Annotated in this window: 13 protein-coding genes, 2 tRNA genes and 1 other RNA gene; all 16 read left to right on the forward strand. The window is 48.6% G+C overall.

Annotation, left to right across the window (positions count from 1 at the left end; translation table 11 throughout):
- Positions 1-66 precede the first annotated feature (66 nt).
- The 16 genes from sucC (at position 67) to HA49_RS21005 (ending at position 12,465) form a co-directional block, all read left to right on the forward strand.
- The gene (gene sucC / locus HA49_RS15445) at positions 67-1,233 is read left to right on the forward strand and encodes an ADP-forming succinate--CoA ligase subunit beta (RefSeq protein ID WP_038019181.1); all 1,167 of its coding nucleotides are present in this window, start codon (positions 67-69) and stop codon (positions 1,231-1,233) included.
- Positions 1,233-2,108, forward strand: a complete 876-nt coding sequence (gene sucD / locus HA49_RS15450) for a succinate--CoA ligase subunit alpha (RefSeq protein ID WP_038019184.1) — start codon at positions 1,233-1,235, stop codon at positions 2,106-2,108. The genes sucC and sucD overlap by 1 nt, the downstream gene beginning before the upstream one ends.
- A gap of 723 nt (positions 2,109-2,831) precedes the next feature.
- Positions 2,832-4,400, forward strand: coding sequence for a cytochrome ubiquinol oxidase subunit I (cydA, locus tag HA49_RS15455; protein WP_038019187.1), 1,569 nt, complete (start codon positions 2,832-2,834; stop codon positions 4,398-4,400).
- 15 nt (positions 4,401-4,415) lie between these two features.
- The gene (gene cydB, locus HA49_RS15460) at positions 4,416-5,555 is read left to right on the forward strand and encodes a cytochrome d ubiquinol oxidase subunit II (RefSeq protein WP_038019190.1); all 1,140 of its coding nucleotides are present in this window, start codon (positions 4,416-4,418) and stop codon (positions 5,553-5,555) included.
- A gap of 14 nt (positions 5,556-5,569) precedes the next feature.
- On the forward strand, positions 5,570-5,680 hold the full coding sequence (gene cydX, locus HA49_RS21000) for a cytochrome bd-I oxidase subunit CydX (protein WP_072055946.1): 111 nt from the start codon (positions 5,570-5,572) through the stop codon (positions 5,678-5,680).
- Positions 5,680-5,976 (forward strand): cyd operon protein YbgE, encoded by a 297-nt coding sequence (gene ybgE, locus HA49_RS15465; protein WP_038019192.1) that lies wholly within the window; start codon positions 5,680-5,682, stop codon positions 5,974-5,976. The genes cydX and ybgE overlap by 1 nt, the downstream gene beginning before the upstream one ends.
- Before the next feature lie 282 nt (positions 5,977-6,258).
- Positions 6,259-6,663 carry a tol-pal system-associated acyl-CoA thioesterase gene (gene ybgC, locus HA49_RS15470; protein WP_038019195.1) on the forward strand — a complete coding sequence of 135 codons (405 nt, stop codon included), beginning with the start codon at positions 6,259-6,261 and terminating at the stop codon, positions 6,661-6,663.
- Positions 6,660-7,346 (forward strand): Tol-Pal system protein TolQ, encoded by a 687-nt coding sequence (tolQ, locus tag HA49_RS15475; protein WP_038019198.1) that lies wholly within the window; start codon positions 6,660-6,662, stop codon positions 7,344-7,346. The genes ybgC and tolQ overlap by 4 nt, the downstream gene beginning before the upstream one ends.
- Positions 7,347-7,360: 14 nt before the next feature.
- On the forward strand, positions 7,361-7,789 hold the full coding sequence (gene tolR, locus HA49_RS15480) for a colicin uptake protein TolR (protein WP_038019200.1): 429 nt from the start codon (positions 7,361-7,363) through the stop codon (positions 7,787-7,789).
- Positions 7,790-7,815: 26 nt separating this feature from the next.
- Positions 7,816-9,183: a cell envelope integrity protein TolA gene (tolA, locus tag HA49_RS15485; protein WP_038019202.1), complete on the forward strand. Its 1,368-nt coding sequence runs from the start codon at positions 7,816-7,818 to the stop codon at positions 9,181-9,183.
- A gap of 113 nt (positions 9,184-9,296) precedes the next feature.
- Complete coding sequence (tolB, locus tag HA49_RS15490; protein ID WP_046791851.1) at positions 9,297-10,592, forward strand: Tol-Pal system beta propeller repeat protein TolB; 1,296 nt, start codon at positions 9,297-9,299, stop codon at positions 10,590-10,592.
- Positions 10,593-10,635: 43 nt separating this feature from the next.
- A complete protein-coding gene (pal, locus tag HA49_RS15495; protein WP_038019204.1) occupies positions 10,636-11,154 on the forward strand; it encodes a peptidoglycan-associated lipoprotein Pal in 519 nt (172 codons plus the stop codon).
- Between the two features lie 9 nt (positions 11,155-11,163).
- On the forward strand, positions 11,164-11,967 hold the full coding sequence (gene cpoB / locus HA49_RS15500) for a cell division protein CpoB (protein WP_038019206.1): 804 nt from the start codon (positions 11,164-11,166) through the stop codon (positions 11,965-11,967).
- 165 nt (positions 11,968-12,132) lie between these two features.
- Positions 12,133-12,208 (forward strand) — tRNA-Lys (locus HA49_RS15505).
- Between the two features lie 47 nt (positions 12,209-12,255).
- Positions 12,256-12,331: transfer RNA gene (locus HA49_RS15510), tRNA-Lys, on the forward strand.
- A gap of 14 nt (positions 12,332-12,345) precedes the next feature.
- Positions 12,346-12,465, forward strand: a non-coding RNA gene (locus HA49_RS21005) — RtT sRNA.
- Positions 12,466-12,518 lie beyond the last annotated feature (53 nt).

Genomic DNA, 12,518 nt, shown 5'->3' on the forward strand with positions numbered 1-12,518 from the left:
TTTTAGCCTGGCGCGTCTGAGACGCGCCTGTTTTTTTTCTTTTCAGAACTGAATGGACAGAACATCATGAATCTACATGAATATCAGGCAAAACAACTGTTTGCCCGGTACGGTTTACCTGCTCCTGTTGGGTATGCCTGCACAACGCCACGTGAAGCCGAAGAAGCTGCGTCGAAAATCGGTGCCGGCCCGTGGGTGGTAAAATGTCAGGTCCATGCCGGCGGACGAGGTAAAGCGGGTGGCGTTAAAGTCGTCAACAGCAAAGAAGATATTCGCGCATTTGCGGAGAGCTGGTTAGGTAAAAATCTGGTGACTTACCAGACTGATGCCGCGGGTCAACCGGTTAACCAGATTCTGGTGGAAGCCGCGACGGATATTGATAAAGAGCTCTATCTGGGAGCGGTAGTCGATCGCAGTAGTCGTCGTATTGTCTTTATGGCTTCTACCGAAGGCGGTGTTGAAATCGAAAAAGTGGCTGAAGAGACTCCGCACCTGATCCATAAAATGGCGATTGACCCACTGACTGGCCCGATGCCTTATCAGGGTCGTGAACTGGCCTTCAAATTGGGTCTGCAGGGTAAACAAGTCAGCCAGTTTGCTAAGATCTATATGGGGCTGGCAACTCTGTTCCTGGAACGTGATCTGGCTCTGGTTGAAATTAACCCGCTGGTGATCACCAAAACTGGAGATCTGATCTGCCTGGATGGCAAACTGAGCATCGACAGTAACGCGATGTTCCGTCAGCCGGAACTGCGTGAAATGCATGATCCAAGCCAGGAAGACGCCCGTGAAGCTCAGGCTGCGCAATGGGAACTGAACTATGTGGCTCTGGAAGGTAACATTGGCTGTATGGTTAATGGTGCCGGACTGGCGATGGGTACCATGGATATCGTTAAACACCATGGCGGACAGCCAGCTAACTTCCTGGATGTTGGTGGTGGCGCGACGAAAGAGCGTGTGACCGAAGCCTTTAAAATTATTCTGTCTGACAGTGCTGTGAAAGCTGTATTTGTTAACATTTTCGGCGGCATTGTACGTTGTGACCTGATTGCTGACGGTATCATTGGTGCTGTTGCCGAAGTGGGCGTGAGTGTGCCTGTGGTGGTACGTCTTGAAGGAAACAACGCAGAGCTGGGCGCGAAAAAACTGGCAGAAAGTGGTTTAAATATTATTGCAGCAACCAGTCTGACTGACGCGGCTCAACGCGTGGTTGCAGCCGCGGAGGGCAAATAATGTCAATTCTGATCGATAAAAATACCAAAGTTATTTGTCAGGGCTTCACTGGCGGGCAGGGGACATTCCACTCTGAGCAGGCCATTGCTTATGGTACTCAGATGGTTGGTGGTGTTACGCCGGGTAAAGGCGGAACCACACACCTGGGACTGCCGGTATTCAACACCGTGCGTGAAGCCGTAGAGCAGACCGGAGCTACCGCGTCGGTAATTTATGTTCCGGCACCTTTCTGTAAAGACAGTATCCTTGAAGCTATTGATGCCGGCATTAAACTGATCATCACCATCACTGAAGGTATTCCAACCCTGGATATGCTCACCGTTAAAGTGAAACTGGATGAAGCGGGCGTGAGAATGATCGGTCCAAACTGCCCGGGGGTTATTACTCCGGGTGAGTGTAAAATTGGTATTATGCCAGGCCATATCCATCTGCCAGGCCGTGTGGGTATTGTGTCCCGCTCCGGAACACTGACTTATGAAGCGGTTAAGCAAACTACCGACATTGGCTATGGTCAGTCTACCTGTGTTGGGATCGGTGGTGACCCGATTCCGGGATCAAACTTTATCGACATCCTGAAGATGTTTGAGCAGGATCCTCAGACCGAAGCGATAGTCATGATTGGTGAAATTGGCGGAAGTGCTGAAGAAGAGGCGGCAGCCTACATCAAAGAGCATGTGACCAAGCCGGTTGTCAGCTATATCGCTGGTGTGACTGCACCTAAAGGTAAACGCATGGGCCATGCGGGTGCCATTATCGCCGGGGGTAAAGGGACTGCAGATGAGAAGTTTGCTGCGCTGGAAGCGGCTGGCGTGAAAACCGTTCATAGCCTGGCAGACATTGGTGATGCGGTGAAATCGGTATTACCTGCCCGCTAATGAGTCGTGGTATTGAAAAGCCATCGGTCTGAGTGACCGGTGGTTTTTTTTGCCTGGCAGGGCCGGTGTATTTTACTGAGTGATGAAGATTAACTAATTGTAATCACGGAGGAAAAATTTACTCAGCTAATCGTGATGTTTATTTGTTGTTGAAATATCATTAAACTGTAAATGAAATATATCAAAATCAATCGTAATGCACTAAGCTGTATTCTGTGGTTAATGAATTGCGGAATTTAAGTTACCTCCTTTATTTTTCAACGGAACTGAATGGCTCTCTGATCCGGTTCTCTTACACTGCTCTCTGGCTTTTTGATTGTTATGCAGAGTACGTTTTCATCTAACAAACTTTTTATCGACAAATAACGATTTAGATCAATAAACCATGATTTATATCTATTTTATCCGCTGGCTATAAATAAGCATTTTGGATTAAATTGTCTTACGTCAATTTGGTTTTTTCTTTGAGTTTATTCCGTTAATTACTGTTTGATAAAAATCAATTATTTACGCCTGAAGAACTGCTGAGGAGACCAGAAGGGTGCCAGGTATCACCTGTCAGCCTGCAGATATCCAAGGTTGACGCAGAATAACCGGTTAATTAACTGCCGGAGTACCGGTCGAACCATTAACCGCTAAAAGTAACGGCTTATTCTCTGAAGACCGGAAGCAACAATTTGTTATCTGAAGAGAATTATTTATTAAAAAGAGCAAGGAGTCAGGATGTTTGATATCGTCGAACTGTCTCGCCTACAGTTTGCCTTGACTGCAATGTACCACTTTCTGTTTGTGCCACTGACGCTAGGCATGGCGTTTTTACTGGCTATCATGGAAACAGTATATGTATTGAGCGGCAAACAAATTTATAAAGATATGACGAAATTCTGGGGCAAACTGTTTGGGATAAACTTCGCCCTCGGTGTTGCTACCGGATTGACGATGGAATTTCAGTTCGGGACGAACTGGTCATATTATTCCCATTATGTCGGAGATATCTTTGGTGCGCCGCTGGCCATCGAAGGTTTGATGGCATTTTTCCTCGAATCAACGTTTGTGGGTTTATTCTTTTTCGGTTGGGACCGGCTGGGAAAAGTACAGCATTTGTCTGTGACCTGGCTGGTGGCATTGGGTTCAAATATGTCCGCCCTGTGGATTCTGGTTGCTAACGGATGGATGCAGAATCCGGTTGCCTCAGAATTTAACTTTGAAACCATGCGTATGGAGATGGTGAGTTTTTCTGAATTAGTGTTGAATCCAGTGGCACAGGTCAAATTTGTGCATACCGTCGCTGCGGGCTATACCACCGGAGCGATGTTTATTCTCGGGATCAGTGCTTACTACCTGCTGAAAGGGCGGGATATTGCTTTCGCGAAACGTTCATTTGCGATTGCGGCAAGTTTCGGAATGGCGGCGGTATTATCAGTGATTATCCTGGGTGATGAATCAGGTTATGAAATCGGTGATGTGCAGAAAACCAAGCTGGCTGCCATCGAAGCTGAATGGGAGACTCAACCTGCTCCGGCTTCCTTTACTCTGTTTGGTATTCCTGACCAGCAGACTGAGAAGAATAACTACTCCATCCGGATACCTTACCTGCTTGGGTTGATTGCTACACGCTCGGTGGATACTCCGGTGACAGGGTTAAAAGATCTGCTGGCGCAGCATGAAGTCAGAATCCGTAACGGTATGAAGGCCTATGCCTTACTGAATGAACTGCGGAACGGCAGCCAGGATCCAACGGTGCGTGCTGAATTTAATCAGACTAAAAAAGATCTGGGTTACGGATTATTGCTGAAACGCTATACCCCAAATGTCACGGATGCCACCGAAGCTGATATTGCCAAAGCGACCAAAGACTCTATTCCACAGGTTGCTCCACTCTATTTTGCCTTCCGAATTATGGTTTTGTGTGGTGTGTTATTACTGGCAGTCATTGCGATCTCTTTCTGGAGTGTCATACGTAACCGTATTGGTAAAAGCCGCTGGTTGCTGAAGGCAGCATTATACGGCATTCCGTTACCCTGGATTGCTGTCGAGTCTGGCTGGTTTGTTGCTGAATATGGACGCCAACCCTGGGCTATCGGCGAGGTATTACCGACCGCGGTAGCAAATTCTTCGTTAACGGCAGGGGACTTGTTGTTCTCAATGGGATTGATTTGCGGCTTGTATACCCTGTTCCTGGTGGCAGAAATGTACCTGATGTTCAAATTTGCGCGACTGGGTCCGAGTAGTCTGAAAACTGGCCGTTATCATCACGAGAAGTTGTCAGCAACTACGCAGCCGGCACGATAACTCAGGAGAGCTCACATGTTTGATTATGAAGTATTGCGCTTTGTCTGGTGGCTGCTGGTCGGAGTGTTATTGATCGGGTTTGCCGTCACCGATGGTTTTGATATGGGGGTAGGAATGCTCAGCCGCATTATCGGACGAACAGATACTGATCGCCGGATAATGATCAACAGTATTGCCCCACACTGGGATGGTAACCAGGTATGGCTGATTACAGCTGGCGGAGCGCTGTTTGCCGCCTGGCCGACAGTTTATGCCGCTGCCTTTTCCGGATTTTACATCGCAATGATTCTGGTACTGGCATCACTGTTCTTCCGGCCGATTGGTTTTGACTATCGCTCAAAACTGGCTGACAGCCGTTGGAGAGGGATGTGGGACTGGGGAATCTTCATTGGAAGCTTTGTTCCTCCACTGGTAATCGGTGTGGCATTCGGTAACCTGTTGCAGGGCGTACCCTTCCATATGGATGAATACCTGCGGCTGTTTTATACCGGAAATTTCTTTATGTTGCTCAATCCGTTTGCACTGTTGGCAGGCATTGTCAGTCTGATGATGATCCTGACCCAGGGTGCCGCGTATTTGCAGATGCGTACCACCGGGGAGTTGTACCTGCGCAGCCGTAGTATGACTCAGATTACCACACTGATTATGCTGGTCTGTTTCGTGCTCGCCGGGATCTGGGTAGCCTATGGAATAGAAGGCTATGTCGTAAAAAGTGTGATTGACCATCATGCGGCATCCAACCCTGTTGGAAAAGATGTTGTCAGAGAAACCGGAGCATGGATGGCTAATTTCAAAGCGTCGCCTGTGCTGTGGGTCTTCCCGGTGCTGGGAGTCGTTTTACCATTACTGACGGTGTTGTGCTCACGGATGAATAAAGGTGCATGGGCATTCATTTTCTCATCACTGACAATTGCCTGCGTTATCATGACCGCCGGTGTGGCCATGTTCCCGTTCATTATGCCTTCAGACACTAATCCGGGAATGAGCCTGACCATGTGGGATGCAACGTCAAGTTTGCGTACGCTGACCACCATGACATTTGCGGCTATTATCTTTGTACCGCTGATACTGGCTTATACCGCATGGTGCTATTACAAAATGTATGGTCGTATCACCAAAGATGATATTGAACGTAATAGTCATTCACTGTATTAAAAGAGAGGTCAATGATGTGGTATTTTGCCTGGATACTTGGCACGCTGCTGGCTTGTTCTTTCGGCATCATGACTGCGCTGGCACTCGAAAATGTCAGCAAAGGGCATGAGGACGAACAACCCTGATGCAGCAAATGGTAGGCAGGTTATATAACCTGACAGATAAGGCCCTGTTCCGGGGCCTTTCACTCTGTGCGGCCTTGCTAATCGCTGGCTGTATTTTGTGGAACCCGACACGTATTGCATTGTCTCCCGGAATTCACAACACCCTGTGGGGATTAGCGTTGATTTGGGCAGTATGCAGCGGGGTGATTCATGGTTCCGGGTTCGTGATTCGCTCCACGCTCTGGAAAGTGGTGTTTAATCCGCTGACTGCCTGGATAATTCTTCTGGCAGCACTGTTACGTTACTTTGTGTTTTGACACGCATCTGGCGTTTCCCGTCCGGTCATAAGAGTAATAAGATATTTCACCCCGCCTCACTCAGAGCGGGGTTTTTGTTTATTCCGGCATGGCTCCCCACAGTTTTACTCTGAAAATTGCACTACAAGGTAAAAAAACTTAAGGTTTTGTCAGATTCATACCGCCATCATCGCGGTATTGTGTCAGTAGAAATAATTATTTTCACAGGTCAGGATTGTCCCATTCCAAACCCCATTTCACTTGCGTATAGTATGCTGGTTTAACTTAATACCAGGATGTAGGGTGAGTAACTTACTGTTTCATTGGCCGGTCAGAGTCTACTACGAAGACACCGATGCGGGCGGGGTGGTTTACCACGCCAGTTATATTGCTTTCTATGAACGAGCCCGGACCGAAATGTTGCGCCAGTGCGGTTTCACACAGCAAACGCTGTTAGAACAACAGGTGGCATTTGTGGTACGGCGTTTGACGGTTGATTATATTGCTGCGGCCCGGCTTGATGACTTACTGCAAATTGAGAGTGAAGTCAGCGAGTTGGGACGAGCGACTATGACCTTCCGTCAGCGAATGCTAAATTCAGAGGGCAAGTTGATTAATGAAGCAGAAGTACTTATTGCCTGCATCAACACACACCGTATGAAGCCTATTGCGCTTCCTAAGTCCATTGTCGCGGAGTTCAAGCAGTGACTGACATGAACATCCTTGATTTGTTCCTGAAGGCAAGCCTTCTGGTCAAATTCATTATGTTGATTTTGATTGGTTTTTCTATTGTTTCGTGGGCCATCATTATTCAACGAACTCGCATCCTTAATGCAGCAGGTCGTGAAGCCGAAGCGTTTGAAGACAAATTCTGGTCGGGGGTCGATCTCTCCCGTTTATACCAGGAAAGCCAGGGACGCCGGGAAGAACTGAATGGTTCAGAACAAATCTTTTATGCCGGCTTTAAGGAATTTGCCCGTCTGCATCGAGCCAACGGCCATGCTCCTGAGGCTGTGGTTGAAGGTGCCAGCCGCGCGATGCGAATCTCTATGAATCGTGAACTGGAGAGCCTGGAAAATCATATTCCGTTCCTCGGGACTGTCGGTTCTATCAGCCCATATATTGGTCTGTTTGGTACAGTGTGGGGAATTATGCACGCCTTCATCGCGTTAGGGGCTGTTAAGCAGGCAACCTTGCAAATGGTCGCACCGGGTATTGCGGAAGCACTGATCGCTACGGCTATTGGTTTGTTTGCAGCGATCCCTGCGGTAATGGCCTATAACCGTCTGAACCAGAGAGTGAATAAGCTGGAGCAGGGCTATGACAACTTTACCGAAGAGTTTACCGCAATCCTGCATCGCCAGGCATTTACCAGCGAAAGTACTAAGTAAGCAGAGGTTGACTCATGGCCAGAACGCGTGGTCGCGCTCGTCGTGACCTGAAGTCAGAGATAAATATTGTACCGCTGCTGGACGTATTGCTGGTGTTGCTGCTGATTTTTATGGCAACAGCACCGATCATTACCCAGAGCGTCAATGTTGATCTGCCAGATGCTACTGACTCTAAGACAGTATCTACGGACGATAATCCGCCTGTGATCCTGGAAGTCTCTGGTGTCGGGCAATATACCATCGTTGAAGATCATCAACGTCTGGAACAACTCCCGCCAGAGCAGATTATCAGTGAGGCACAGCGTCTTCTTGAAACTAACCCGAAAAGTGTCTTTTTGATCGGTGGAGCTAAAGATGTGCCTTACAATGAAATCATTAAGGCTCTGAATTTACTGCATCAGGCAGGAGTTAAGTCAGTAGGCCTGATGACACAACCGATTTAATTATCATACGTTTTTGGGAACCGAGAGTGTCGAAGGCAACCGAACAAAACGATAAGTTAAAACGCGCAATAATCATATCCGTTGCCCTGCATATTCTGGTGATAGCGATACTGATTTTTAGTTCGTTTGACGAAAATATCCAACCCAGCGGTGGCGGGGGAGGAAGCGACATCGATGCGGTCATGGTTGATCCAGGGGCCATCGTTGACCAGTACAACCGTGAGAATGCTCAGCAATCTCAACAACCGGACGTAAAGCAACAGCAACAGGCTGCGGCAAAACAGGCGCAGGAACAGGCTGATAAACAGGCCGCTGAGCAAGCGAAAGAGGCTAAACAGCAGGCTGAAAAAGAAGCAAAAGAGGCGGCGAAACAGGCGGCTGAACAGGCTGCAGCAGCCAAAGCTGAGGCTGAACAACAGCAGAAAGCCGCAGAAGCTAAAGCTGCTGCGGCCGAAGCGAAAGCTCAGGCTGACCAGCAGGCTAAAGCTGCTGCTGCTGAGGCAAAAGCGCAGGCTGAACAGCAGGCTAAAGCGGCTGCGGCCGAAGCGAAAGCTCAGGCTGACCAACAAGCTAAAGCTGCAGCAGCTCAGGCAAAAGCTGAAGCGGAACAACAGGCAAAAGCCGCCGCCGCGGCAGCAAAAGCTAAAGCTGCGGAACAAGCCAAAGCCGCCGCTGCTGCTGAAGCCAAAGCGAAAGCTCAGGAGCAGGCCAAAGCCGATGCTGCAGCGGCTAAAGCAAAAGCTGCCGCCGAGGCTAAAGCGAAAGCAGAACAGCAAGCTAAAGCACAGGCTGCTGCAGAGGCAAAAGCAAAAGCCGAACAGCAAGCCAAAGCTGAAGCCGCTGCTGAAGCTAAACAGAAAGCCGCAGCTGAGGCCAAAGCTAAAGCTGCTGCAGAAGCAAAAGAGAAGGCCGCCGCAGAAGCCAAAGCAGCGGCAGAGGCTAAAGCCAAAGCTGCCGCCGAAGCTAAAGCCGCCGCCAAAGCCAAAGCCGCCGCCGCAGCTAAGCAATCCAGTGAAGTCGATGACTTACTGGGAGGTCTGGCTTCGGGTAAAAATGCGCCTAAGAGTAGTAAACATGGTGGGGCTTCTGCCGCCGGCCAGGGAACTCAGAAAAAATCAGGGGCTTCCGGAGCAGCTATCTCCAGTTATATGAGCCAGGTGCAGGCAGCTATTCAGAGCAGGTTCTACGACCCTGATAGCTACGCAGGAAAGACTTGTGATGTACACATAAAACTGATGCCAAATGGAACCTTGATTTCGGCAGTTGCGGCAGGCGGAGATAGTGCATTATGCCAGGCCGCAATTACTGCGGCGAAAACGGCGCAGTTCCCAAAACCAAGCCAGGAAGTCTGGGAGCAGGTGAAGGATTCAACACTGGTGTTTAAACCCCAATAGTGAAGCCGGGGAAAGTATCGACTATGCTGTCAGAGGTAGTCGTACTTTTGTCAGATAATTATCGGAATTTATACGAATTATCATGAACACAACGTTCAGATAAGGGAGAGAAAATGAAGCATGCATTTCGTATAACCTTGAGTGTGTTCCTGCTGCTGTGGACGGTGGTTTCGCAGGCCGAAGTCCGTATTGAAATCACTCAGGGGGTTAACACCGCACGCCCAATTGGTGTGGTTCCGTTTCAGTGGGTAGGAAGTGGTGCAGCACCTGAAGATATCGGCGGTATTATTGCTGCTGACCTGAGAAACAGTGGTAAATTTAATCCGCTTGATCGCTCTCGTCTGCCACAGCAACCTACGACTGCTCAGGCTGTGCAGCCTGCAGCATGGTCTGCTCTGGGTATTGACGCAGTTGTCGTAGGTCAGGTTCAGGGCAACCCTGATGGTAGCTATCAGGTTTCTTACCAGCTTGTGGATACTGCAGGGGCGCCGGGCACCGTGTTAGCTCAGAACTCCTATAAAGTGACCAAACAATGGTTACGTTATGCGGCCCATACTGCGAGTGATGAAGTTTTCCAGAAACTGACGGGTATTAAAGGGGCATTCCGTACACGTATTGCTTACATAGTGCAAACCAACGGTGGTCAGTACCCATGGGAACTGAGGGTGGCGGATTATGACGGCTACAACCAGTTCGTAGTACATCGTTCGTCTGAGCCTTTAATGTCTCCTGCATGGTCACCGGATGGCAGCAAACTGGCCTATGTAACTTTTGAAAGTGGACGCTCTGCACTGGTCGTTCAGACGCTTTCTAACAGTTCAGTTCGTACGATTGCCGATTTTCCACGACATAACGGTGCGCCGGCATTTTCTCCGGACGGGACTAAACTGGCATTTGCATTATCAAAAACTGGCAGCCTGAACCTGTATGTCATGGACCTGGCTTCAGGACAGATTCATCAGGTCACTAATGCCCGTTATAACAGTACTGAACCTACCTGGTTCCCGGATAGCCAGACACTGGCGTATACTTCGGATCAGGCGGGTCGTCCGCAGATTTATAAAATTAATATTAACGGTGGAGCACCACAACGTATCTCCTGGCAAGGTAATCAGAACCAGGATGCGGATCTCTCCCCGGATGGTAAATTTCTGGTGATGATTAGCACTGCTAACGGTGCTCAGCATGTCACTAAACTGGATCTGGAAACGGGAGCCGTTCAAACATTAACGGACACGTATCTGGACGAGACGCCAAGTCTTGCACCTAACGGCACAATGGTTATTTATAGTTCTACCCAGGGCTATGGTTCCGTATTGCAGTTGGTTTCAATCGATGGGCGTTTCAAAGCGCGTCTTCCGGCGACTGACGGACAGGTATCATCACCTGCCTGGTCTCCGTATCTGTGATGCATGTGTAAATATGTATGGCAAACTATAATAGGATTTTGAAATGCAACTGAATAAACTGCTGAAAGGGTTAATGCTGGCTCTGCCTGTAATGGCTGTTGCTGCATGTAGCTCTCATAAAAATGATAATGATAGCGGTGCAACTACCGGGGGTGCTGACAGCGCTTACGGTAATGGCGCTAACGGCGGCAATATGTCTTCTGATGCGCAAGCTCGTCTGCAAATGCAGCAGCTGCAGCAGAACAATATTGTCTACTTTGGTCTGGACAAGTATGACATCCTGCCTGAGTTCGCTCAGATGCTGGATCAGCATGCTAACTTCCTGCGTAGCAACCCTTCATACAAAGTGACCATTGAAGGTCATGCGGATGAGCGTGGTACTCCTGAGTACAACATCGCGCTGGGTGAACGTCGTGCTAATGCAGTTAAAATGTACCTGCAGGGCAAAGGCGTAGCTGAAGACCAAATGTCTATCGTTTCTTACGGTAAAGAGAAACCCGCAGTACTGGGTCATGACGAAGCCGCATGGGCTAAAAACCGTCGTGCCGTACTGGTTTACTAAGAGATTTATATGATTAGTAACTTCAGACTTCATACCCTGAGTCTGTCGTTACTGATTGCTGTAGCGGCCATTCCGGCCGCTCATGCTCAGGCGTCAATCAGTAGCGTTGGCTCTGGCTCGGTAGATGACCGGGTCACCACCCTTGAACGTATTTCAAATGCTCAGGCTCAGTTACTGCAACAGTTGCAACAGCAACTCAGTGACACCCAAAATGACATCGATTCTCTTCGCGGCGAAATTCAGCAAAATACCTATCAGCTAAACCAGCTTGCAGAACAGCAGAAACAACTCTATCAGCAGATTGATTCGTTAAGCAGTAATAATGCTTCTGCTCAGGGCTCTGCAGCAGCTGCATCGGCTGCCGGCGGCGATAATGGTGCTTCGGCTGCTGATCAGGCGGCAGCGCCTGCCGCAGGGAGTGCTCAGGCAACTCAGTCTGGCGATGCAAACAGCGACTATAATGCGGCTGTTGATTTGATCCTCAAACAGAAAAAGTTTGATGATGCGATCTCCGCTCTTCAGGCATGGGTAAAAAAATATCCGGATTCCACATACCAGCCGAATGCAAATTACTGGCTGGGCCAGCTTTATTACAATAAAGGCCGGTTAGATGATTCCGCATATTATTTTGCTACCGTGGTTAAAAATTACCCTAAATCACCTAAGGCACCGGAAGCTTTATACAAGGTGGGTGTAGTGATGCAGGATAAAAAAGATACCGCGAAAGCGAAAGCTGTGTTCCAGCAAGTGATCAAACTTTATCCGGGAACAGCACCGGCTAAAGCAGCACAAAAAAGACTGGCAGCGGGATAATGAACCTCATTATGCCCGGTAATTGTTCCATTTCAGGTCTTATCGGGTGAAAGGTAAGCAACCAACCAGTTTTTTTTAAATAAGGGTTGCGCTACCCAGTTAAATCAGTAATATATGCCGCCGTTGCCGGGTGATAAGCAATTAGCATCCGGTAATAATAAAAGAGGGTCGTTAGCTCAGTTGGTAGAGCAGTTGACTTTTAATCAATTGGTCGCAGGTTCGAATCCTGCACGACCCACCATCTTTTTAGATGGTGATGTATTCACTCTTTTATATATGTTTTGTGACGGGTCGTTAGCTCAGTTGGTAGAGCAGTTGACTTTTAATCAATTGGTCGCAGGTTCGAATCCTGCACGACCCACCAGTTTCGAAATTGAGTACTGTAGGAAAACGTGCAGTATGAGAACCTGCTGCAGGTTCGAGTCGAATGCAGTGAGACAACGTTGTCGYAWMRSYYCGWAKRRYGTAGCGAAGCGAGTCATCCTGCACGACAAACCATTCGCAATGAATGTCACAATACAGAAAAATCCCTCAAAGGGGTCGTTAGCTCA

The organism is Tatumella morbirosei, assembly GCF_000757425.2.
In the GTDB taxonomy this organism is placed as follows: Bacteria; Pseudomonadota; Gammaproteobacteria; order Enterobacterales; family Enterobacteriaceae; genus Tatumella; species Tatumella morbirosei.

Coding starts and splice junctions, on each gene's coding strand:
- sucD (WP_038019184.1), top strand. CDS start 1,233: ATGTCAATTCTGATCGATAAAAATACCAAAGTTATTTGTCAGGGCTTC.
- cydX (WP_072055946.1), top strand. CDS start 5,570: ATGTGGTATTTTGCCTGGATACTTGGCACGCTGCTGGCTTGTTCTTTC.
- sucC (WP_038019181.1), top strand. CDS start 67: ATGAATCTACATGAATATCAGGCAAAACAACTGTTTGCCCGGTACGGT.
- cydA (WP_038019187.1), top strand. CDS start 2,832: ATGTTTGATATCGTCGAACTGTCTCGCCTACAGTTTGCCTTGACTGCA.
- cpoB (WP_038019206.1), top strand. CDS start 11,164: ATGATTAGTAACTTCAGACTTCATACCCTGAGTCTGTCGTTACTGATT.
- tolB (WP_046791851.1), top strand. CDS start 9,297: ATGAAGCATGCATTTCGTATAACCTTGAGTGTGTTCCTGCTGCTGTGG.
- cydB (WP_038019190.1), top strand. CDS start 4,416: ATGTTTGATTATGAAGTATTGCGCTTTGTCTGGTGGCTGCTGGTCGGA.
- ybgE (WP_038019192.1), top strand. CDS start 5,680: ATGCAGCAAATGGTAGGCAGGTTATATAACCTGACAGATAAGGCCCTG.
- tolR (WP_038019200.1), top strand. CDS start 7,361: ATGGCCAGAACGCGTGGTCGCGCTCGTCGTGACCTGAAGTCAGAGATA.
- pal (WP_038019204.1), top strand. CDS start 10,636: ATGCAACTGAATAAACTGCTGAAAGGGTTAATGCTGGCTCTGCCTGTA.